Raw genomic sequence first — 21,557 nt, 5'->3', positions numbered from 1 at the left:
CATTGTCAGACTATGGGCATTCGCCCTCATGGCCGGCGTGCGACACGCGGACGCGCGCATTCTGCGCGCGTCACCACCTCACATCAGGCCGATTCAGCTTCGTTCTGCTGGTTCTTGCGCCAGCGGATCCCTGCGTTAATGAAATCGTCAATACCGCCGTCGAACACGTCCTGCGGGTTCCCTGATTCGAACTCGGTGCGCAGATCCTTGACCATCTGATAGGGCTGCAGGACATAGGAGCGCATCTGGTCACCCCACGAGGCTTTCACGTCGCCAGCCAGTTCCTTCTTCTTGGCCTGCTCTTCCTCGTGACGCAACACCAGCAGACGTGACTGCAACACACGCAGGGCTGCCGCGCGGTTCTGGATCTGAGACTTCTCATCCTGCATCGACACAACAATGCCGGTCGGCAAGTGGGTCATACGGACAGCCGAATCCGTCGTGTTCACGGACTGGCCACCAGGCCCCGACGAGCGGAAGACGTCAACTTTCAGATCCGACTCAGGAATATCAATGTGGTCCGTTGACTCAATCAGCGGGATCACTTCGACGGCGGCAAAAGATGTCTGGCGTCGGCCCTGATTGTCGAACGGGCTGATACGCACGAGACGATGCGTACCGGCCTCCACTGACAAGGTGCCATACGCGTAGGGTGCCTGCACCTCGAAGGTAGCGGACTTAATTCCGGCTTCTTCCGCGTACGAGGTATCCATCACTTTAGTGGGATAGCCGTGGCGCTCCGCCCAGCGCAGGTACATCCGCATGAGGATTTCGGCAAAGTCGGCGGCATCCACACCGCCGGCACCTGAACGAATGGTGACCACGGCGTTGCGCTCGTCGTATTCACCATCCAGCAATGTGCGGATTTCCAACGATGACAGGTCATCACGGATTGCCTGCAGATCATTTTCCGCTTCATCCAGCAGATCGCCCGACTCATCGGAATCTTCACCTGCCAGCTCCACCATCGCTTCGAGGTCGTCAATACGCTCTTCCATGGTGGTGAGGCGTTCGAGTTCATTTTGCGCATGCGACAGTGCAGTGGTCACTTCCTGCGCATGTTCCACGTCATCCCACAGGTCAGGTGCGGCCGCCTGCCTGGACAAGTCAGCAATCGTGGATCGCAGCTTATCCGGCTGGGAGACAGCCAGAATATTCTCCATAGTGGTGCGCAGTGCTGGTATTTCTTCAGAAAACTCGATGGTCACCCTCCCACTGTAAACGATCGAGGGCAGCGATCAGGACTCCCCTGCTGTTATACATCTGACCCACCGCCGATAAGCGGCCGACCGTGCGATGCCTCAACGTTTCATGTCACACCAACGTTTATTTGACCACTTCTTTACTTTGCGGCGCGTGGCAGGATGTCGCCCGATTCTTCAACGACGACCAAAAAACCGCATGATGGCGCGACTCCCTCGTTCATCGCATAAGAAAACCCCTACCCACACGCACGGCACCTCAGGGGTAAAAGACGTCCTTATTGTGCACCCTCGGCACCGATATGGGAATACCTTGAAGTAAAAATAACCAAATAATGGAAAGGTAGTCGGCAAAGTCTTCCGCGTCTGCCACAATTTTTCCATGACCGATTTAGATCTTTCTCGCTTAAGCGATTCCCTGCAGTCACAGTTCCACGCGCTCCAGGAGCGCAACCCGTCAGAACCGGAGTTCCTGCAAGCCGTCTACGAAGTGTTCCTGTCACTGGGACGCCTCGAAGGCAGCCGTCCTGACGATGACCGTTACTCCATCATCACGCGCCTGTGCGAACCTGAACGCCAGATCATGTTCCGCGTTCCGTGGGTAGATGATGACAACAACGTGCGCGTCAATCGCGGCTACCGCGTTGAGTTCAACTCGGCGCTTGGCCCCTACAAGGGTGGCCTGCGTTTCCACCCCTCCGTCAACCTGTCGATCATCAAGTTCCTCGGCTTCGAGCAGATCTTCAAGAACTCTCTGACCGGCCTGGGAATCGGCGGCGGCAAGGGCGGTTCCGACTTCGACCCCAAAGGCAAGTCAGACGGCGAAATCATGCGTTTCTGCCAGTCCTTCATGACTGAGCTGTACCGCCACATCGGTGAAAACACCGACGTTCCCGCAGGCGACATTGGCGTGGGCGGGCGCGAAATCGGCTACCTGTTCGGACAGTACAAGCGCATCACGAACCGTTACGACGCGGGCGTGCTGACCGGCAAGGGCATCACCTGGGGAGGGTCCGAGGTGCGCACCGAAGCAACGGGTTACGGCCTGGTGTACTTCACTGACGAGATGTTCAAGGCGCAGGGCGAATCCCTCGACTCCAAGCGCGTGACGGTGTCCGGTTCCGGGAACGTCGCACTGTATGCCATCCAGAAGGCGCAACAGCTTGGCGCTCACGTGGTAACCGCTTCCGATTCGTCCGGTTACGTGCTGGACGAGGACGGCATCGACTTCGAACTGCTCCAACAGATCAAAGAGGTCGAGCGCGGTCGCATCAAGGAGTATGCCGATCAGCGTCCTTCCGCAAAGTTCGTTGAAGGTGCAAAGCCGTGGGAGGTCGCCTGTGATGTGGCACTTCCGTGCGCGACGCAAAACGAATTGGACGAGGCGAACGCACGCCAGCTCATTGACAACGGTGTGTGTCTTGTTGCTGAGGGTGCGAACATGCCGACCACACCGGAAGCAACCGACCTGTTCCACGATAACCACGTCCTGTTTGCTCCTGGTAAGGCGTCGAACGCTGGCGGCGTGGCGACGTCGGCTCTGGAGATGGAGCAGAACGCTGCTCGTCATCCATGGACCTTTGAGCATGCCGACAACCGTCTCCACGAGATCATGGCGACCATTCACGACAACTGCTTGAGCGCTGCCAATGAGTACGGCGCGGAAGCTGATTACCAGACTGGCGCGAACTTGGCTGGCTACCTGAAGGTGGCTGACGCCATGCTGGCGATGGGTGTCATCTGATTGACTCATCACGAGTAATCTGACAGGCGCCGCAGCGGATACCACTGCTGCGGCGCCTGTATGTTCAGACCGTGCGCGCCGATGAGGACTGCGTCATGGTGGGCGCGGCAACGCCTTGCAGAACGGGCGGCAGCAACGGCAATGTGGCCTGAGTGCGCACAGTGACCTGAATGACGTTTTCTCCGACCGTCAGATCCGTTATGTCTACGCCCTGCCCCACTGCGCACGTGGTCGTTAACAGGCGCTCCAGGGTCCTGAAGGCTTCCTGCCTCGCCCCGCTTTCAGATGGCGCTGCGAGTTCGGCGCCACCTTCGCCGTAGTAGTTCTCCGCAGACAGTACTGCTGCGCCTGCTGCAGAGATTCGATCAGCGCAGCTCAGGAGCGCACGTTGTTGAAGGTGAACGGACGTGATAACCACGCCGACTGCTACGGCCAGCAACGCCACTGTGACCAGCCCGATGAGCAAAACAGTGATCCGGCCGTCCTCGCTGTGCGGCTGATGCGCAGCGCTCCGGTATCGGTTCCTATTCAATGCGCACCCCCTCGATGACTGCCTGCGTCGTCGAGGAGACGGGGAAAACTCCGCGAGCGCCGATCCACGATGGGATCAAGGGCAGCGGAACAGTTGTGGAGACTGTGACCGTCAGAAGGGCGCCGCTGGTGGAACATGACGGGTCGCAGCGCGTCGTGACTGATTCTGGAGCAGGCAGCCCAAAATCTGCGAAGGTGACGTGCGCCTGCTGTGATGCAAATTCAGTGCGCTGCGGATCCGCCGACAGGAGCCGTGCGGCTTCACGGGAGGCTGATTCACTTGCGAACGCTGCCGCCTGCACTGATGCAAGGGTGACAACGATGTACAGCGCGGGGATGACCAGCACAACCATCATCATGATGAATTCGACGATGGCGTTCCCGTCTTCACGTATGTCTCGCGCGGCCCTGGTGTCCCTCACGATTCGGTTCCTTCTGCCTGGGCGGTCGGCTCACCGTCTTCCACCAGTGAGCGTCCGTGCACGGTGAGCCAGTTGGGTGGGCCCCACGTGAGGAACACAGGCATCGTTGTGCGTACTGTCACGACGAGGGCGTCCTGCCCCTGCCACTGGTGGTGGGATGTCGAAATGTCACGGGGACGTCCCTGCCCCAAAGAATCATCGAGCAGGTCGCCGGTTCGCTGGATGGCATCTGCGTCGACCGCGCCGACCAGGGCTCCTCGGCGTGCTCCCTCACTGGCGGCAGAGATCGCCAGGTTACGAGTGTGCAGGGCGAACGCGGTTTGCAGGATGATCAGGAAGACGATGACGACCAGTGTCTGCATCATGGCGTGTGCAACCACCTCTGAGCCTTCTTCGCTCCAATGCGTCCGCTCCTGCGTTGTCATGGTGGCCTTACCCGAAGTTGACGGAAGACAATGCCTGTTCCAGCATGTTTTGCAGTTGCGGACCGGCGATCGCCCAAATTCCGATGACGAGGGCGACGGTCATGAGCGTGATGAGGACCCATCCGGGTACGTCGCCGCGTTCCCCCTCGTCAGGCTGTGTCGGCAGGTGGATGAACCTGTCTGTCAGTGTTGCGATCCATAGGAAGAAGGTGTGCATCGGGTTTCTCTCTTTTCTGTCGGTGCGGTGGTGGTGTGGTATTGGGATATGCATGTCACGGTCCGATCTGGAGGGCAAGCAGCCCGGGGTACAGTGCGAACAGGACAGTGATGGGCAGGATCAGGAAGACGATCGGGAACAGCATGGCGATCTCTTTCCTGCCACCTTGTTCCATGAGTCGTTGCCGAGTTACTTCGCGAATGTCGCGCGCCTGGTCGTGCAGGGTCTGAGCCAGTGGCGCTCCGCGTTCGATGGCGGTAACAAGGGTCTGACACAGTCGTGACAAGTTGGGTGAATCATTGCGGGCGGCAAGGTCGGTCAGTGCCCGCGTGGTGGCACGGCCCATCCGTATCTGAGTGACCGTGTAGTTCAGTTCGCGGGCCAAGTGCGACTGGGAGATTCCCGCCACACGCGACAAGGCTGCCGGCACCGATTCACCGGCACCGATTGCCAGTGCGAGCAGCTCAGAGGCGTCAGGGACACTACTGTCCAGTTGACGCTGTCGACGCCTGGCCTGCACACTCAGGAGCTGGTCCCACAGTGCGGCTCCCGTCAATGCACCCACCGCCAGAGCACATATGAGTGACATGATTCCTGCGGGGGTGCGGTGAATCAGCGGGATGATCGCAACTGCGGCCAGGAGCATCAGGCAGGTTGCCGCAATGAACTGGTGCAGGCGAAAAGTGGCGAGCTCCCTGCCCGAGCCGAGCAGTTCCAGGCGGCGAACAACGCTGGTGGATGTGGAGCCAATTGCGTCCATTACGCGTGCGAGCCACTGCGCCGCCAGTGAACGTACCCGACTGCCCGGCATATCGGAAGGCCACGTGGTGTCCGAGCGCTGGCTCCACACGCGCACGGCGAGCAGATTGTTGCGGGCACGGATGGCAATCGCCAGCTGCCATATTCCAATACCCAGAGTCGTCCCTATCGCGACAGCCGCCCACGTCATCCCATTCATCGCAGGGTCCGCCGTTCCGTTTCCAGTTTGCCGATCTGCTTCATCACGAAGTACGCGACGACCGAGACCAGTGCCCCCACACTGAGGATCACCACGCCTTGTGGAGTGGAAAACGCGCTGGCGGCCTGGGCCTGTGCGGAGATCAACACCAGCACGATCCACGGGGCTGCCACTCCCAGCCTGGCTGCGTTAACTGTCCATGACTGGCGCGCTTCGAGTTCTCCGCGGATGCGTGCATCTTCACGCAGCATGACTCCCAGGTCTCGCAGCAGGACCGCCAGGTCTGATCCGCCGACATCGCGTGCCAGGCGTAACGCTTCAATAATGCGGTCTGCCACCGGGTCTGCGAGCCGGTTTTTCAGTCCCGTCAGCGCATGGTCGAATCTGCCGTCAGCGCGGTACTCCGTACTGAACGTGAGGAAATAGGGACGCAAGATTCGCGGTCCGCGCTCACCGCAGTCGATGAGCAGTTCGGGCAGGGAAGCACCCGATCGGATACCTGCCACCAGTTGATCCACCACATCGGGCCACGCCGCTCGAGTCTGCTTGGTCACGCGCGCAGCGCGACCCACGATCACCATGGTGGGAACAGGTGCGATCATCAGTGCGACCACGATGGCCACGGTCCATGTGCGTGTGTAGGCCAGCACGCCCAGGAAGACACCACTCATGATCGCCAGCGTGACCAGGACGTGCGTGCTGCGGGTCAGGGAGGAAATTCCGGACCTGATCAGGGTGTCGTTCCACGCCTGCCACCAGTTCGGTGACCACCTCGGCAATTGAGGTGTGCCGACGAAGGCCAGGAGGATGCAGTTCACACCGATCCCCAGGACGATTCCGATCAGTGTGGCGCTCATGACGGCCCACCCGTCAGCAGGGCACTCAGATCATGGTGGGCCAGAGCGAAGCGTTCATGCGCGTCAAGTGCGCCTCGGCCTCGCACCCACGTGGCACCGTCATAGCGCCACAGATCTGCTGATTCGATGCGCATCTCCTCGATTCGTCCGGGCACGGCGAGCACCTCGGACACAACGCGTGTGCCGTCGTGGTTGCGTTCAACGTGGCACACGATGTCAACGCTGTGCGCAAGCGTGGGGACAACGAACTGAGGGGTGACGTTTTCGCCGGCGAGCAAGGGGAGCATGGACAGTTTCGACAGTGCTTCGCGGGCCGAGTTGGCATGCACGGTCGCCATTCCTGGAACACCCGCGTTGAGTGCGAGCAGCAGGTCGAGCGCTTCTGGACCGCGCACCTCTCCGACGATGAGCGTTTCGGGGCGCATTCGCAGTGATTCACGCACCAGGTCACGCAGCGTGATTTCGCCTGTGCCTTCCATCGAGCTGGGGCGTGTCTGCATCGCAATGCAGTCGCGAGCCGGCAATGCGAGTTCGAAAACTTCTTCACAACTGATGACGCGGCGCGCGCCCGGGATTTCTCCGCATAGTGCGCGCAGGAGTGTTGTCTTTCCTGCCTGGGTGGCGCCCGACACGACGATGGATAAGCCACTGTCCACGGCGGCGGAAAGGAATTCAGCAACATAGTCGGGCAGCATGGCCACATTGACGAGGTCGCGCAGCGAGCGGGCACGTTGAATGTGTTTGCGAATGTTGACTGACCAGTGCTGGCCGGTCACGGGAGGGATCACGACGTGCAGGCGTTCCCCGCCGGCCAGCATTGCATCCACGAAGGGTGCTGACAGGTCAAGGCGCCGGCCTGAATGATGCAGCATTCGTTCCACGAGGTCTCGCACCTGCTGGTCGGACAGGATCAATGTGGTCAGCTCGGGTTGGCCGTTTCGCGCGATGAAGATGCGCGAGGGGTCGTTGATCCACACTTCTTCAACCTCTGGATCGTCCAGATACCGCTGGAGGGGGCCAAAGCCGATAACCTCGGCCAGCAGGTTTTCTGTGTGCTCGTGGATTTCGTCGGGGGTGAGCGGCCCGAGCATCTGCGTGACGGTTTCCTCGGCCAGCTGCCGGGCGCGTTGGGTGTGCGTGAAAGGGTCGATGCCGCGGGATGCGAGTGCGCTGCGCAGCTGTGTGGCTGTATCGGGCGTGCTCGCCATCGTGCCGTTCCTTTCGCGTTGCAGTGGGCTGTCCTTGTGATTACTGTCACCGAACGTAGCAAAGTAGCATCCTGATGGGAACCCTTTCTACTGAACTGTGGATAACTTCGGGTGGGGGTTTGGGTATCGGTGAGCGTTCGGTGCGCCAGTGACCTGCAGTTTTTCCCAAACGGGGCGTGAAACACCATTAATGAAGCGGCTCGAAGTGTGGACAGGCCATGTACCGTAAGAGGGTGAGTACACCACGAACACCTCTTGAATTGGCTGCGTTGGCGACTGCGGCGGTACCCGGCCTTTCTGTTGCGGCTTTACGTGAGCCTCAATTCAGTGACGAGGTTGTCTCCATGACCGGCATTGTCGATGATCAGGGGAACCGCTGGACCGTGGTGTGTCCGCATGAAGATGTGGGCGGTGTGGATTTGAGGGCACAGTGGGCGGTCCTTGCCCGCCTGGCGTCTGCTCACGATGCGGGTGAGGTCGGTTTTGATGTGCCGCGTCCTGCTGGTATTGCCCGCACCCGCGAGGGCGTGTCGGTGATGGTGCATCAGGATCTTGCGGGCCGTTTCATGGGTGATGAGGACTTCGATCAGTCGGGTATTTTGCCGGCCTCGCTGGCCCGATCAATCGCCAGCTTGCATAACCTGCCTGTCTCAACGTATTCGGATGTGAATGTTCCGCAGTATTCGGCCTCTGAATGCCGTGACCGCCACCGTGCTGTCCTCCAGGAAGTGTTGGCAGCTGTGACGGTTCCTGCGAATCTTGTGCGCCGCTGGCGAGCTGCCTTAGATGATGACGCTTTGTGGCGTTTCCGCCCGTGCCCTGTTCACGGCGATCTGCATGTGCAGTCGGTGAAGGTCGCAGATGGGATCGTGCTGTCCATCAGTGGTTTTTCCTCTGCGCACGTGGGTGATCCGGCGATCGACGTGGCGTGGATTTTGTCTCAGGCGTCTGATGGTTTCCTTGAAACGTTCCAGTCGTCGTATTCGATGACGAGGATGGCGACGGACTTGCACCTGGTGACGCGCGCTCAGTTGCTGTCTGAATTGGCAATCGTGCGCTGGCTGTCTCACGGGCTTCATGCCGAGGACAAGGAGATCGTTCGCGACGCGTCGCAGATGTTGACGGATGTGTCGCTCGACGTGGGCGATGACCTGCTGACGGAGCATGAGCTCGCGCCTGAACCCAAGGATGAGAATGCCCCCGCGGATGAACCTGAGCCCGCCGCGCCAACCTGGACTGCTTCGCCTGAGAACGTGACGGAGCCGGTGTCGATGGACGAGGTGGAGTCCGTCATTGACTGGCATGCCGATGGTGATCCGACTCGCACTCCCCCACAGTTTTCCTGAAGCGACGCGCAGGCGCGCTCTATGCTGGCGACTGCGTGAACACTGCCTGCAACGCGGTTTCCAGGTCGTTGATCGGTGAGTCATATTCGCGCACGATTGCGTCCAGAGCTTCCCTGGAATACATGCGCTGATCTGCTGGAACGGAAGGATTACCACCCAGGTAGACGATGCGGGCATGAATGTCGTCCGGGTCTGTTCCGCTTCGCTGCGCCCATGCGGCGGTGTAGAGGCGCAACTGAGTCAGATGCGCCTGCGCGGTGAGCGCTCCGCTTGGATTGCGCGTCGGGGCGCGACCTGTTTTCCAGTCGATGATCACTGTCCGGCCGTCGGCATCCTCGAACACAGCGTCGAAGCGGCCGGGAATACTCAAGGAGCCGATCCGCACCGAGAAGGGTTCTTCTACCGCGATCGGCTTTCCTGTATTGACAATGGGGAGGGTGTTGAAAATGCCTTTCATTGCGTCAAAGCGCCTGTGTTGCGCCGAGCTAAGCGTTTCTTCGCCGGGAATGTGCTCATCCCACAGTTCACCTGAGACCATGCGCAGCTGGCGTTCGACCCATGAGTGGAACAGTGTCCCCAGGGTCGCGGCGTCGCTGGGTTCGCGCGGTATGGGCCGACGCAAGTCGCGCGCATACTCATCTGGACTGCTCAGCAGTCGTGTCACCGAGGTTGCCGGAATGCGGCTCAGTGGCACAACAAGCGCATCGTCGTGTTTGCGCAGCAGATGCTCGTCGAGAAGGACGCGCGTATCGGCGGCCAGCGGGTGCGGGGTGCGCGCCAGATGCGTGTCACCATCGGTCGCCTCACCGCTATGCCGTGTCATCGCATCCTGCACTGCGTGAGTCACCTGCGTCATGCGTTGGCGCGATACGTCAGGAGGTGCCGGAAAGAGCGGTGAGTCTTGCGCGGCCAGGAGCTGTGCGACTTCTTCAGGTTCAGGTTGAGGCGCGATCGCACGTTCAGGGTCAGCAGCCGTCAGCCCAGCTTCAAGTGGTTCCATCAGATAGCGCGAGGGAAAGTGCAATTTCGCTGACGATGCCACCCATGCACCGGTCAGCAGCATCTGATGGCGTGCCCTGGTCAATGCGACGTATGCGAGACGGCGCTCTTCGCGCTCCGTCTGCCAGCCCATTTCAGGTCGATAGGTCTGCGTAATCCAGTTGTTGAACGCTGACTGAGGTGTTCGCCCCTCCCCTTCACCGATCGTCAAGGCCGGTAGGTAGTCGGCATCGCCTCGCAACGGGTAGGGAATCTCGCTGCTTCGCTCCAACCATCCGCTCGCTCCGGGCGGGTCATCGCGCCACGTCACTGAGTTCGAGCGGTGAGAAGGGAAAATCCCATCCCCCAGTCCGTAGACAACCACACTGTCCCATTCCAGACCTTTCGCCCCGTGGATGGTGAGAATCTGCACCGCATCGGGATCCGGGTCGGTGTGCGGCCCGGCAAGGCCACGTTCTTCCTGTTCGGCCACATCCAGCCACGCAAGGAATGCGCGCATCGACGGATCGGGGGCATCTTTCTCAAAGCTTCGGGCCACATCCACGAACGTATCCAGCGCTTCGCGTCCGTCGTTGGGCATGGGGTCGGCAATAGCATCGGTTGCCACTCCCAGTATCGAGATGGCACGTTCCACCTGATCTGTCACCGGATGCCCGGACCATTCACGGATGGCACGCAGTTTGCTGGACAGGACCTCGACGCGCGCCACTGCTGCTGCAGAGATCGCAGGGGAAGCATCATCGCCGCGCCAGTGCACGGGCGGAGGCGTATCAAGAGCGTCGAGAAGGTAGGTCAGGGGATGGTCTCCCGGCGTACGCGTATTTCGTGCCCTGGCCCACTTGCCGAGCACCTGCAGATCCGAGGCTCCCAGGTCGAGGTTCGTCACCAGCCGCAGTGCTGCAGGCGAATCGCTCACGTCAACACTCAATCGCAATGCTGCCCGCACATCTGCGACCGCAGGTTGTTGAAGCAGTCCTCCTAAACCAATTACCTGGGTAGGAATGTCATGTGCTCGAAGTGTTTTTTCCACTGCAATAAAATCGGAGGTTCGCCTGCACAACACCGCCGCGCTTGACCATCTGGAGCCTCGGCGCTGGCGGTGCTTCACGAGGAAGCGGGCCGCTGTTTCGGCCTGGTCTTGGGTGCTGGTCTCGAAGGCGACGTCCACAACTCCGTCATGGGCGCGCTCGCGCGCAGCCTGAACCGCCTGTTCGAGGCGCTGCTGTTCAGCAACGGGAGCCGCTTCGCGTCGCGCGCGCTCCAAGTCAGCAGTCAGTGTTTGTTCGAGCGTTTTGAGCTGCGGTATGTCGGAATCCTCACGCAGCGGCCTGGACACGTGGTTGGCGACATCGAGAATCATGCGGTCGTTTCGGAACGCTGTCGAGAGGTACTGTGTTTGCTCGACGTGAGGCGTATCCGAACAGAAGCGGTCCAGGAATGATTTCAGCGATCCGGCTGAGGCACCACGCCACGAGTAGATGGACTGGTTGGGATCGCCTACCGCTGTCACTGGATGATCGTGAAACAGTGCCGCCAGGAACTTCATCTGAATGACGGAGGTGTCCTGAAACTCGTCCAGAAACACGGCGTGATAGTCGGCTCTCAATTGGTCGCGTACAGCGGGCGCGCTGTGGGCGAGCCGGTTGGCCAAGATCAGCAGGTCGGAAAAGTCGACGACTCGTTCACTGCGTTTGCGTTCAGAGAAGGCGTCGATCAGGTCAAGGAGGCGCAGCCGCAGGTCGTTGGTGTCCACCATGTTTTTGAGCACGCCGGTCGGCTTGCCAATTTCCCGCAGCGCCGTTCCAAATTCGTCGAGGAATACGCGCATCTCATCAATGCTCATTGCGTGTTCAGCGATTTGGCCGGCAAGACCCAGTGCGCTGTCCACAAGGCTGGATACGCTCTTGTCGCTTCCCAGATCGTGTGGCCACATCTCAACGATGTCGGTCATCATCTGGACTGCGCCTGCCTGTCCGATCAGACGCTGGTTCGGGTCGATACCCAGACGCATCCCGTGGTCGTGGACGATTTGCTGTGCGAAGGAGTGGTATGTCATACATACCGGATCCTCAGTGGTGATGATGCCGTCGCAGTGCTGGCTCAGTGTGCTTAGGCGCGCTCGAAGCCGCTGACCGAGTTCAGCGGCTGCTTTGCGTGAGAACGTCAATCCGAGGATCTGGTCGGGGGATAGTCCTCGCGCGGCGACCATGTGCAGCACTCGCATCGACATGGTCTCGGTCTTGCCTGACCCAGCGCCGGCAACAACGAGGAGCGGCTCCATGTCAGCTTCAATGACGCGTTGTTGTTCGGCGGTGGGAACTGGCAGGCCTGTCAGTTCCGCGATGCGCCGGGCTGTCATCTCAGGATGGGTCAGCGTCTGCGTAGTCATGGAAGTGTCCTCCGTCCTTCATCTTTGGCAGGGCAACTCTGAGCGAAACGGCAAAAGCGGCATGCATCTTCTGACGGTGTTGCCGGATAGTGCGGGCCGCGCGCCATCTGTCCCCACTGCTTCATCTGGTCGCACCATTGAGTGAACTGTTCGGAGTCCATTGCTGACTGTTCGCGCGTCGCGACGTTTTTAGTTCCGAGGTACACCAGGCGGGCTCCAGTCATTTCATATCCTGCGGCTGTCAGCGCCACCTGGTAGGACGCGAGCTGAGGATGTTCCTGAGCCGCGGTCTTTGATACGGCGCTCTTGCCTGTTTTCAGGTCCGCCACGCGTATCTTCCCGTCCACATGCTCAATCCGGTCAATGCGCCCGCTCACGATGACATCACCGATAGTGGCGTGAATGGATTGTTCGACCTCTACCGGACCGGGCACTCCCTCCATATATGCGGCAAGGTTCTCGATGATGTGTTCAGCCTGCGCGATCTGCTGGCGTCCTGCCAGTGTGTTCGCATCGAAGTCCAGCAGGTCATATGCGGCGCGCAACTCGCTCATCATGACATCGAGTGGTCCATGCGGGTGACGCTGAGCAATGGCATGGATGAGGGAGCCCAATTCCTGGGCGGCACCCGGCGCCTGGTCAGCGCCGATCGACGTGAAGAACCATTTGAGCGGGCAATCGCGGATGTCCTGGATTTTCGAGGGTGACAGGCGCACCGTTTTCGAGCCGGTAACCTCAGAGGTCGTCACCCCGCCTGTCCCCATCCAGTAGCGCGGGTTCGCATAGCTGACACCGCTGCGTGCCAGCACCGCAAGCAGTTCAATGGCCTGTTCGCTTTCTTTTCCACCCTGAGCTGCAAGATGGCGCAGGTGCGCGACGTGACCAGCCATGTTCAGGGGCGCAGGTACGCGTTCAACGATCCAGTCTCCATCTTCGGTGCGCGGTGCGTGACTGTATCGCGCAATCAGGTCCACGAACGACGAGGGAGCTTCGTCCTCATTCAGCACGGCATAAACCTGCACGCGTCGCGTAGCTCTGGACAAAGCGGCGGCGAACAGACGGCGTTCATCTTCCATGATCTGGTGGCGCGCCAACCGCGTGGAGGGATCAGGGTCAGCCTGCCCGATCAGGTCGGAACGCAGCACTCGGTCACGCACCGTCATGTTGGGCCACTGACCGTCCTGCACGCCCACGATGTGCACGAGCTTCCATTCGCGCCCCATCGCGGCTGCCGGTGTCAGTACTTCGATTCCCCGAGGACGAATCCCTGCCTGCGCGATCGTATCGGTTGGTACGTCATCACCGAGCAGCTGCTGCGCGAAAGCTCCTGCCCGTGCGCCTGGCTCACGCTGCTCGTAGACATCGGCAACTTTGAACAGTGCCAGGACCGCGTCGAGCTGATCGTCGTACCATGCGGCATCCGTGCCTCCAGCAATGGCGCCATTGCGCCATCGGGTCGCCACTGAGTGCTCCTCACCCAGTTCGCTGCTGCTGTTCCACAGGCGCCACAGTGCCACGCCGGGTGTCAGTTGTGCGGCATCTTGGGCCGCTTTCCACATCAGGTGAGCTGTGAGCAGTTCACCCCTGATGCGCGACACGGCCTCCTGCGCTGCTTCGTCGTCATTCTTAAGCGTGTCGAGGATCTGCGGCGAAGCGATGAGATCAGCGATGCTCACCTCCTGGACGCGGGCATCAGTGTCGTCGCCATCATCTGCACTGCCTGCACCTTCGTCCCGGCACTGCCGGTTCAGCGCTCGCAGAACTCGCGACACGTCAAGAGGATCGACCTGGATGTAGGGCGAGTCGATCAGGTGCGTGAGCAAATCCTCCGGATCTTCCGGATCGGCACAGATCAGCTCAAGCAGAATCCGGGTTGCTGGCTCTGCGGAGAATGTGAAGGCGCGCTGACCACCAGCAACGGGGACTGAGCCTTGCATCAGCTGACGCCTGACCTGTTCAACGATGCTGCTGGAGCGTGCGATGATGACCTGGTCCGTCCAGTCCATCCCCTCATGCAGAAAAGCATGGCGCACGGCCCGCGCGCACTGCGCCCCCATCTGAGCATCGGTTGCGACGACGTGCAGATGCACATCACCTGTCGCCGGCGTATCGTCTGCCTGCCCATCCGATACACCCAATGCCTGAGCTTCTGTCAATCGGTGCGCAGCCGAGGCCTGCACGCCGATTCGTTCAACTGCGTCGTAGACCATGTGGCGCAGTACAGGTGTGCCGCGCCGGTTGGCACCCAGCTGCATCAGGGGAACGCCCAGGCGGCGCGCCAAGCGCGCGTCCAGATGGGGTTCGCCCCCTCGGTAAGACGCCACAGCAACATCGGGAGCGGCAAATGCCACGATCCTGGTGCCACTGCGTGCACACGCGCTGAGCAGTTCAACAGTCGAGGGGGTGCAGTCCTGCAGATCATCCACCACGATCACATCAGGTATGGGAGCATCTGTACTCACCCCCACGCGCGCGGCATCACGATCCCACCCATCGATCACCTGAGCCGCCACACGCTGTATGCGCGACATGTCAGCCAGCATTGTACCGCGCGTTTCCACAGCGAAGTCAGGGCCCCCCTCGTACACCTGCAGAAGCTGCCCGCACGCCACCCACTCGTCTGCACCGCGCTCACGTCCAATTCGTTCCAGTTCCTCACCGCTGATACCTGCTTCACCGGCGCGAGCGAAAAGGTTGCGTACTTCCATGCGGAAGGCCGCCATGTCACGCATCTGTTCAGGCAAGAATTCCGGCCAGTTAATGCCGGGACGCGTCATCAGGTCCGCTATGAGTTGATCTTCTGCCGCTCCGGTGACCAGTTGAACGGGACCGAGTGGATCCGCGCGCACGGTGCGCCACGTGGAGACAACCTGATAGGCGCAGCCGGCCGGCGTTCGCACGGGGCGAACAGTGTGCGGTGCGAGCGCTTCCACACGGGGTTGAAGCCAGTCCGCCCGGTTGCGATCCGGCACGAGCATCATCACGCTGTCTGACCTGTTCACAGCCTGTTGGACAACAGCCAGTGCGCACGTCGTCCGCCCCGATCCAGGCATGGAGCGCACCACAGCATGCCGCCCGGCGGCAACCGCATCGCACACTGCGCGTTGATACTGATCCAGCTGAGGAACAGCACCGTGATCTGGCTGTTCAAGCGCGATAATCGGAGTCGTGGTGATGTCCATGTCCCAATAGTGACATCCTGCACGTGCATTTGCGTTCGATCCGGTACGTGAGGTGCAGCGTTGCTAGGGTGAGAATCAGGATATGGCCCGCTCAGAAAGGAGTTTCACATGAAAATAGCAATCGGAGTGCAGGGCGCCGCCCGCGAACTTCAACTTGACGTGGACATGGACGAGGAAGACCTGGTCGCCCTCGTCAAGCAGACAGCCGGAGACTCGACCGCCCTCGACCTGTCTGACCGGCGGGGACAGCGCATCATCGTACCGGCAGCATCCCTGGCATACGTGTCGATCGCCTCAGAACAGCCTCGCCGAGTGGGCTTCGCCGTCAGCTAGAGATGAACCACCTCAGGGCTTGAGGTTAATGCGCTCCATGCGTTCACCGTGACGCCGGGTGACCTCGGCGGAAATGGCATCAGCCGTGTCGCCGTCTTTCGCCAGATTCGGATGCGTGAACAGCGTGGCGCGAGCCAGACCGAGCACCTCGCCCGCCACGCGCCTGGCCCACAAGGACAACCGTGCGGCCAGCTGCCCGTCCTGTGCAGTCAGCGGCGCGAGGTGTTCTTCCACCCACGCGCCCTGACCCAGATCCCACGACTCCGACACTTCATCAAACAGCTTGTGGCACACGGCGACTTCGCGCATCAGGTCACTCAGGATACCCAGCGTGACGTACGTTTTGACGGAGCGTTCCCACCACTGACTGGGCCGGGTGCGCATGTCAATGTCGTCAAACATGCCTGAATACTCGTCGGCAAGCTCGGCCAGATCCAGCCCGCGGTGACGCGCCCAGACTCCCATCTGTGTGAAGAACTGGAACGCGCGATCCGCCATTTCCATGTGAGCGATATGGGCGTCGATGGTGGGCGCCTGGTCACCGTCCTTGGCCAGACGGGTCATGGCCGCCAGCGCGCCGTACGCGAAAAAACCGAGCGCTTCACTGGTGGCGTGTGAAGGAGTTTCGTAGACACGTTGCATGGCTCCAGCCTAGCGCGATCACAGCCATGAGACGTGATAACCCTCACCGCCTGCACATTCATACGGCCGACACGGATATCATGGAGACGAACATACGGTTGACCGGTCGCTTTGACTCAACACGACACCGTCAGATACCGACTGAACCGCGGAGCTTTCACCTTGGTGAAATCTTTGCCGCGTCCGTGCACATTCAACGGCGCCCGACATGAGGCGTGTATGTGCCCAGTGATAATGCGCGATCGGCTTCCCCTCGTGTGTGAGTGCATCGCATTCACACCTGACCTCGGGCAACGTCCCGAAGATGGAGATAGCAGGATCGTGACTGATTCCTTGACAGATAACGAAGCGCAGCCTCAGGACGAGTCACCCTCGTCAGTGACCTACTCAGCCGGGGTGGTGCGCCTGGGTGACATTGCCGACGGAACATTCGACGCTCACGCCGGCGAAGCAGTCCCGGACATCACTGACGAGGACGGCTCCACGTCGCACCTCGATGAACGCTCATTCGCAGATTTCGGCGTGTGCGATCCGATCGTGCAGGCGTTGGAGGAGCGTTCCATTACCCACCCGTTCCCGATTCAGGCACTCACCTTGCCGGTGGCGCTGGACGGGCATGACATCATCGGCCAGGCGAAAACCGGTACCGGCAAGACGCTGGGTTTTGGGATCCCACTGCTTCAGGAGCTGGTGGTGCCCTCGAGCCCGGCGTATGCGGATCTGCTCAATCCCGACTGTCCGCAGGCACTGGTTGTGCTCCCCACGCGCGAGCTGTCCAAGCAGGTGGCGGCTGATCTGCGCGTCGCCGGATCGAAACTGGGTGTGCGCATCACGGAGATTTATGGTGGCGTAGCGTTCGAGCCGCAGATCGATTCGCTGGAACGCGGCACTGACGTCGTTGTGGGAACTCCCGGTCGTCTGATCGACCTGCTCAAGCGGCGCATGCTCAAGCTCAACGGCGTGAAGACAGTGGTCCTTGACGAAGCCGACGAGATGCTGGATCTGGGCTTTTTGCCCGATGTGGAAACTTTGCTGGCACGCGTTCCGGCTACGCGCCACACGATGCTGTTCTCAGCGACGATGCCTGGCCCGGTAGTGGCGCTGGCTCGCCGCTTCATGTCCCAGCCGACCCACATCCGCGCGCAGGACCCGGAGGATCAGGGCGCCACGGTGCGCACAGTCAAGCAGGTCATTTACCGCGTTCACGCGATGAACAAGGTGGAAGTCATCAGCCGTATTCTGCAGGCACGAGGGCGAGGCCGCACCATTATTTTCTGCCGCACCAAGAGGACGGCAGCGCGCCTGGGCGAGGATCTGACGCATCGCGGTTTTGCTGTTGGTTCGCTGCACGGTGACCTGGGTCAGGGTGCGCGCGAGCGGGCAATGCGGGCATTCCGTAACGGCAAGATCGACGTGCTGGTGGCCACCGACGTGGCGGCACGCGGCATCGACGTTGACGACGTGACACATGTGGTCAACTACCAGTGCCCTGAAGACGAGAAAATCTACCTGCATCGCATTGGACGCACCGGCCGTGCAGGCGCATCCGGCACCGCTGTCACGTTCGTGGACTGGGATGATGTGCCGCGCTGGTCACTGATCTCGAAAGCGTTGGGGCTGGGCGTGCCAGACCCCCTTGAGACGTACCACACGTCGGATCACTTGTACACGGATTTGGATATCCCGACCGATGTCACCGACCGTTTGCCGCGTTCACAGCGCACGCGCGCGGGTCTGCAAGCCGAAAAGGTGGAGGATTTGGGAGAAACCGGTCGCGGGCATCACGGTCCGAGACGCGGATCAGGGCGTGGTTCAGGTCGAGGATCCGGGCGTCGAGGTGGTGGGCGTCGCTCCTCTGGCCGCCGTAAGGGCGCAGCGTCGCAGGACGGTGGATCTGAGGAGACACCGCGTCGTCAACGTACGCGTGTGCGTCGCCGCAAGAGTGACTCTGGATCTGCCAAGGGTGAGAGCACTCAGGGCACTCGCCGCCGTGTACGCCGCCGTTCCAGTGGTTCCGAGGCTGCTGAGTAAGTCGGCACCACCTGAAGTTTCACGCATACAGATGCCCAAGGCTGACGAATCGGCCTTGGGCATCTGTGTCAGAGTTGTCTTAGCGGGACTGGCTGGACCATCCCTTTCTCAGGCATGGCGAGGGCGCGCATCCACCCTCGAACGCCTATATCCTGCGCTGCGGGAACCTGGCTGCAAACCAGCGCGCCGTGGGTGGAACCAGCGTCAGCACTACGATGACAATCACGATTCCAAGCTGGCCCAGTTTGATCGCCCATCGACCAAGGTGATACTCCTGCAGCAAAACGGCGTAGCTGAAAACGGACAGCAGCTCCCATCCGATCGTCATGATCCCTGCAACCAGCATCAGGATCCGGGTCATTCGCATGGTGACGAGGAGTGCACCGAGCAGCAGCAGGACACTCAGGCCGATAATGACAAGGTCGATAACCACTGCAACCATCGTGAGATCCTCACCATTGTCTGTCATCTGCGGCCACGCTGTGAGGGCGTCCTTGATAGCTCTGACAGTGCTGAAGATGCAATAGATCAACGTGAGGATGAGCAGCGCCCACACCGTCCCTGGCCGACGATTCGGCTCCACCTGGCCACCAACAGGTCGCACCGGGTCCGACATTGGTACCTCCACATCCACGCTACACTGACCTTCATACTTTCTCACAGGCCCGCCTCCCTCGACAAGCAGACGAGGGAGGCGGGCTGCTTGGCAATCCACTACCGAACGGATGTGCGCCGATCCGCGTGACGCCGCGCGAGGACAAGCAGCACCACTGCCAGAACAACCGCCCACAGGACGTATCCAAGCCCCAACACCTCAGGCGATGCTGCGTCATACTGCACCATTTTGACGATGCTGGGCCACATTCCTTCCACGACGATGTCACCTACCCCGGGATCTTCCATACGCACTCCGATCGGAATGAACAGCATGGACAGCGCAGCTCCGACTTCATAAACAACGTATGTGCAGAACAGGCCGAGGACCGGTGCGCCCCATCTGAGCGACCAGAGTTTTTCGTCAGAACTGATTGTGATCACCGACCATACGATCACCAGTGAGCAGACTAACTGGAGGAGCACGCTTGCGATTACCAGTATGACCGCATTGGTCCACGCCTGCTGAAGAATCTGGTCAATGACGTAGCGCGCAGCTTCGGCGCCGACGTAATACAGGACGGCAAGCAGCGTGAACACGGCGGTCACGATCAGTGACAGCACGCCGACGATAAATGCGTACAGGAGTTTTCCACTCAAAAGTGTTGATGTGCGCACCGGAATGGTCTGCGTGAATGAGCCCTGTCGCCCATACATTGATGTCCAGTAGTTGAGGATGCATATCAGCGCCTGCACTGCAAGCAGCCCGCCGATTGCCACCACTGCGAGTACCAGGGAAATTTCCTTCAACACTGGAATTTTCAGCGCATCTGCGCCGATTGCTGTGCCCAGCAGCAATGCTGCCACGACAGGCATGACGCACAGCTGGCGCCACGTTGCTTTGGCGTCATAGCGGATAATTGTCCAGATCATCGTGCATACACCTTTCTAAACAGAGTGTCGAGGTCCGTGCCGTGTTCTTCTCGCAGATCATCAACGTGTCCCGCCAGCAGGATCTTCCCCTGGCGCATGAAGATTGCGTAGTCAATGATCGGCTCGATGTCGCGGATCAGGTGTGTGGACAGGATCATGAGGGCGTCGGGGTCAAAACCTGTGAGCACGCCGCGCATGATAATGTCGCGCGCCGCCGGGTCAACCCCTGATATCGGCTCATCCAGCAGGTGGACTTTTGCCCGTCTGGACATGGTGAGTGCCACTTGCGCCTTTTCGCGCATACCTTTTGACATCTCTCGGAAGCGTTTGTTGTGTGGCAGTTCGAAGAAATCGATCATCTCAAAAGCCTGAGCACTGTCGAAGTCGTCGAAGAAGTCGGCATACATGCGGATCGCCTCATCGGCTGTCAGGCTGGTTGGCAGCGCCGATTCGTCCGGCAGGTAGGAGGTGATGGCTTTGGACTGCGGGCCGGGCGCATGGCCGTGGATGGCGACGTTCCCCTCGTAACCGGACAGTATTCCTGCCAGGATTTTCAGAAGTGTCGTTTTCCCGGACCCGTTGTCCCCCATCAGGCCAACGATCTGCCCGGGCTCAATGGCGAAAGATATATCGTTGAGCGCCGGCCATTGTCCGTATTTTTTGGTCAGGTGCGCAACCTCAATTGCGTGCGTTGTCATGAGGATCCTTTGCGTGTTTCTGTTCATTGCCGAGGGCGACTGTGTCAGGTCCATACGTATTCCACTGGGAATTGATCAGCTCAGTGATCGCGTTCTTGTCACATCCAAGTGCTCTCATCTGTGCGATGAATTCAGCTGTTATCTGGTGTGCAAGGTTGTCGCGATGCTGCTTGATCACGTCCTGGTCGTCTGTCACAAAGCGTCCGGCAGTGCGATTCGATTGTGTCAGGCCGTCCTCGTCAGCACGGGTGAGTGCTCGTTGGACGGTGTTCGGATTGACTGTGAATTCTGCGGCCAGTTCTCTGACGCTCGGTACTTTTTCTCCGGGCTTCCACTGGCCCGAAACAATACGCTGCGTAAACTCTTCGACCAGTTGGATCCAGATTGGCCGAGAATCTCCGCTCATTTGCATGTCTCCCTCCCTCCATCTGTATCACTGTATTAATACAGTAGCACAGTTTGGATGGGGGTGGCAATAGTCGATCTCTGAAATCCGACGGGCTCCAGATGCACACGGGTGCTGTCATACTTCGTTTATGGATGAGTTCCCCTTCAGCGTTGAGGATATTCGGGCCCGCGCAGGCGATAAGGTTTTCGACCGCGCACGCCCCTATATGCCTTTCGTGATGGATGTACATATAGAAGAGCACGGGGCAAACGCCTCTGTACGAGGCACCTCACCGTACGAGGTTGATCTGCTGTGGGAAGATGACGGAACCCTGGATGGGACGTGCAGCTGCCCGCATGGCGAGGCCGGACACTTCTGCAAACATCAATGCGCGCTCGCCCTGGTTCTACTCAAACACGGCCAACCAGTGAATTCTCGAACGCCTTCACTGCCTCGAG

At 60.2% G+C, this 21,557-nt stretch carries 19 protein-coding genes and 1 pseudogene; 5 read left to right on the top strand and 15 right to left on the bottom strand.

The window, feature by feature from the left end:
* Positions 1–83: 83 nt before the first annotated feature.
* On the bottom strand, positions 84–1,208 hold the full coding sequence (prfB, locus tag AC1EJ1_RS09020) for a peptide chain release factor 2 (RefSeq protein ID WP_070725556.1): 1,125 nt from the start codon (positions 1,206–1,208) through the stop codon (positions 84–86).
* Between the two features lie 376 nt (positions 1,209–1,584).
* On the opposite strand from prfB, the gene gdhA reads away from it, so the two are divergent.
* Positions 1,585–2,946 carry an NADP-specific glutamate dehydrogenase gene (gene gdhA, locus AC1EJ1_RS09015; protein WP_092648285.1) on the top strand — a complete coding sequence of 454 codons (1,362 nt, stop codon included), beginning with the start codon at positions 1,585–1,587 and terminating at the stop codon, positions 2,944–2,946.
* 64 nt (positions 2,947–3,010) lie between these two features.
* Here the strand turns inward: gdhA and AC1EJ1_RS09010 are convergent, their stop codons facing one another.
* Genes AC1EJ1_RS09010 through AC1EJ1_RS08980 form a run of 7 tightly spaced genes read right to left on the bottom strand, consistent with a single transcriptional unit; the run spans position 3,011 to position 7,564 of the window.
* Positions 3,011–3,478 carry a hypothetical protein gene (locus tag AC1EJ1_RS09010; protein WP_157886314.1) on the bottom strand — a complete coding sequence of 156 codons (468 nt, stop codon included), beginning with the start codon at positions 3,476–3,478 and terminating at the stop codon, positions 3,011–3,013.
* Positions 3,471–3,899: a hypothetical protein gene (locus tag AC1EJ1_RS09005; protein ID WP_092648283.1), complete on the bottom strand. Its 429-nt coding sequence runs from the start codon at positions 3,897–3,899 to the stop codon at positions 3,471–3,473. The genes AC1EJ1_RS09010 and AC1EJ1_RS09005 overlap by 8 nt, the downstream gene beginning before the upstream one ends.
* A complete protein-coding gene (locus tag AC1EJ1_RS09000) occupies positions 3,896–4,324 on the bottom strand; it encodes a TadE family protein (RefSeq protein WP_285016054.1) in 429 nt (142 codons plus the stop codon). Before AC1EJ1_RS09000 ends, AC1EJ1_RS09005 begins: the two co-directional genes overlap by 4 nt.
* 7 nt (positions 4,325–4,331) lie before the next feature.
* A complete protein-coding gene (locus AC1EJ1_RS08995) occupies positions 4,332–4,541 on the bottom strand; it encodes a hypothetical protein (protein WP_285016055.1) in 210 nt (69 codons plus the stop codon).
* Between the two features lie 55 nt (positions 4,542–4,596).
* Positions 4,597–5,499, bottom strand: a complete 903-nt coding sequence (locus tag AC1EJ1_RS08990) for a type II secretion system F family protein (RefSeq protein WP_285016056.1) — start codon at positions 5,497–5,499, stop codon at positions 4,597–4,599.
* Positions 5,496–6,356 carry a type II secretion system F family protein gene (locus AC1EJ1_RS08985; RefSeq protein WP_285016057.1) on the bottom strand — a complete coding sequence of 287 codons (861 nt, stop codon included), beginning with the start codon at positions 6,354–6,356 and terminating at the stop codon, positions 5,496–5,498. The genes AC1EJ1_RS08990 and AC1EJ1_RS08985 overlap by 4 nt, the downstream gene beginning before the upstream one ends.
* Complete coding sequence (locus AC1EJ1_RS08980; RefSeq protein ID WP_285016058.1) at positions 6,353–7,564, bottom strand: TadA family conjugal transfer-associated ATPase; 1,212 nt, start codon at positions 7,562–7,564, stop codon at positions 6,353–6,355. The genes AC1EJ1_RS08985 and AC1EJ1_RS08980 overlap by 4 nt, the downstream gene beginning before the upstream one ends.
* Before the next feature lie 233 nt (positions 7,565–7,797).
* Here AC1EJ1_RS08980 and AC1EJ1_RS08975 point away from each other — a divergent pair, with 233 nt between their 5' ends.
* The gene (locus AC1EJ1_RS08975) at positions 7,798–8,910 is read left to right on the top strand and encodes a phosphotransferase (protein WP_285016059.1); all 1,113 of its coding nucleotides are present in this window, start codon (positions 7,798–7,800) and stop codon (positions 8,908–8,910) included.
* Positions 8,911–8,929: 19 nt separating this feature from the next.
* Here the strand turns inward: AC1EJ1_RS08975 and AC1EJ1_RS08970 are convergent, their stop codons facing one another.
* Positions 8,930–12,298: an ATP-dependent helicase gene (locus AC1EJ1_RS08970; RefSeq protein ID WP_480295721.1), complete on the bottom strand. Its 3,369-nt coding sequence runs from the start codon at positions 12,296–12,298 to the stop codon at positions 8,930–8,932.
* The gene (locus tag AC1EJ1_RS08965) at positions 12,295–15,480 is read right to left on the bottom strand and encodes a UrvD/REP family ATP-dependent DNA helicase (RefSeq protein ID WP_285016061.1); all 3,186 of its coding nucleotides are present in this window, start codon (positions 15,478–15,480) and stop codon (positions 12,295–12,297) included. The genes AC1EJ1_RS08970 and AC1EJ1_RS08965 overlap by 4 nt, the downstream gene beginning before the upstream one ends.
* 108 nt (positions 15,481–15,588) lie before the next feature.
* On the opposite strand from AC1EJ1_RS08965, the gene AC1EJ1_RS08960 reads away from it, so the two are divergent.
* On the top strand, positions 15,589–15,813 hold the full coding sequence (locus AC1EJ1_RS08960; protein WP_285016062.1) for a DUF3107 domain-containing protein: 225 nt from the start codon (positions 15,589–15,591) through the stop codon (positions 15,811–15,813).
* A 12-nt stretch (positions 15,814–15,825) separates the two neighbouring features.
* On the opposite strand, the gene AC1EJ1_RS08955 is transcribed toward AC1EJ1_RS08960, so the two are convergent.
* Positions 15,826–16,455, bottom strand: a complete 630-nt coding sequence (locus AC1EJ1_RS08955; RefSeq protein ID WP_285016063.1) for a ferritin-like fold-containing protein — start codon at positions 16,453–16,455, stop codon at positions 15,826–15,828.
* A 234-nt stretch (positions 16,456–16,689) separates the two neighbouring features.
* Between AC1EJ1_RS08955 and AC1EJ1_RS08950 the strand changes: the two genes are divergently transcribed.
* Positions 16,690–18,486 carry a DEAD/DEAH box helicase gene (locus AC1EJ1_RS08950; protein WP_480295720.1) on the top strand — a complete coding sequence of 599 codons (1,797 nt, stop codon included), beginning with the start codon at positions 16,690–16,692 and terminating at the stop codon, positions 18,484–18,486.
* A 145-nt stretch (positions 18,487–18,631) separates the two neighbouring features.
* Here AC1EJ1_RS08950 and AC1EJ1_RS08945 read toward each other — a convergent pair whose 3' ends face one another.
* From AC1EJ1_RS08945 to AC1EJ1_RS08930, 4 genes are read right to left on the bottom strand one after another with little or no spacing between them, the layout of a single operon-like run.
* Entirely contained in the window at positions 18,632–19,147 is a 516-nt protein-coding gene (locus AC1EJ1_RS08945) for a hypothetical protein (protein ID WP_480295719.1), read from the bottom strand.
* Between the two features lie 53 nt (positions 19,148–19,200).
* Positions 19,201–20,013: a hypothetical protein gene (locus AC1EJ1_RS08940; RefSeq protein WP_480295718.1), complete on the bottom strand. Its 813-nt coding sequence runs from the start codon at positions 20,011–20,013 to the stop codon at positions 19,201–19,203.
* A complete protein-coding gene (locus AC1EJ1_RS08935) occupies positions 20,010–20,711 on the bottom strand; it encodes an ABC transporter ATP-binding protein (protein WP_285016067.1) in 702 nt (233 codons plus the stop codon). Before AC1EJ1_RS08935 ends, AC1EJ1_RS08940 begins: the two co-directional genes overlap by 4 nt.
* Positions 20,692–21,117 (bottom strand): GntR family transcriptional regulator, encoded by a 426-nt coding sequence (locus AC1EJ1_RS08930; RefSeq protein WP_285016068.1) that lies wholly within the window; start codon positions 21,115–21,117, stop codon positions 20,692–20,694. Before AC1EJ1_RS08930 ends, AC1EJ1_RS08935 begins: the two co-directional genes overlap by 20 nt.
* Before the next feature lie 130 nt (positions 21,118–21,247).
* Between AC1EJ1_RS08930 and AC1EJ1_RS08925 the strand changes: the two are divergent.
* Positions 21,248–21,493: pseudogene (locus tag AC1EJ1_RS08925) on the top strand (SWIM zinc finger family protein); the annotation flags it as partial.
* Positions 21,494–21,557: the final 64 nt, after the last annotated feature.

This window comes from Pauljensenia sp. C0170B4, assembly GCF_056590235.1.
This window is presented reverse-complemented; position numbering and strand designations above follow the sequence as displayed.

Coding starts and splice junctions, on each gene's coding strand:
- gdhA (WP_092648285.1), top strand. CDS start 1,585: ATGACCGATTTAGATCTTTCTCGCTTAAGCGATTCCCTGCAGTCACAG.
- AC1EJ1_RS09000 (WP_285016054.1), bottom strand. CDS start 4,324: ATGACAACGCAGGAGCGGACGCATTGGAGCGAAGAAGGCTCAGAGGTG.
- AC1EJ1_RS08995 (WP_285016055.1), bottom strand. CDS start 4,541: ATGCACACCTTCTTCCTATGGATCGCAACACTGACAGACAGGTTCATC.
- AC1EJ1_RS08990 (WP_285016056.1), bottom strand. CDS start 5,499: ATGAATGGGATGACGTGGGCGGCTGTCGCGATAGGGACGACTCTGGGT.
- AC1EJ1_RS08985 (WP_285016057.1), bottom strand. CDS start 6,356: ATGAGCGCCACACTGATCGGAATCGTCCTGGGGATCGGTGTGAACTGC.
- AC1EJ1_RS08980 (WP_285016058.1), bottom strand. CDS start 7,564: ATGGCGAGCACGCCCGATACAGCCACACAGCTGCGCAGCGCACTCGCA.
- AC1EJ1_RS08970 (WP_480295721.1), bottom strand. CDS start 12,298: ATGACTACGCAGACGCTGACCCATCCTGAGATGACAGCCCGGCGCATC.
- AC1EJ1_RS08965 (WP_285016061.1), bottom strand. CDS start 15,480: ATGGACATCACCACGACTCCGATTATCGCGCTTGAACAGCCAGATCAC.
- AC1EJ1_RS08960 (WP_285016062.1), top strand. CDS start 15,589: ATGAAAATAGCAATCGGAGTGCAGGGCGCCGCCCGCGAACTTCAACTT.
- AC1EJ1_RS08955 (WP_285016063.1), bottom strand. CDS start 16,455: ATGCAACGTGTCTACGAAACTCCTTCACACGCCACCAGTGAAGCGCTC.
- AC1EJ1_RS08950 (WP_480295720.1), top strand. CDS start 16,690: ATGCGCGATCGGCTTCCCCTCGTGTGTGAGTGCATCGCATTCACACCT.
- AC1EJ1_RS08940 (WP_480295718.1), bottom strand. CDS start 20,013: ATGATCTGGACAATTATCCGCTATGACGCCAAAGCAACGTGGCGCCAG.
- AC1EJ1_RS08935 (WP_285016067.1), bottom strand. CDS start 20,711: ATGACAACGCACGCAATTGAGGTTGCGCACCTGACCAAAAAATACGGA.
- AC1EJ1_RS08930 (WP_285016068.1), bottom strand. CDS start 21,117: ATGAGCGGAGATTCTCGGCCAATCTGGATCCAACTGGTCGAAGAGTTT.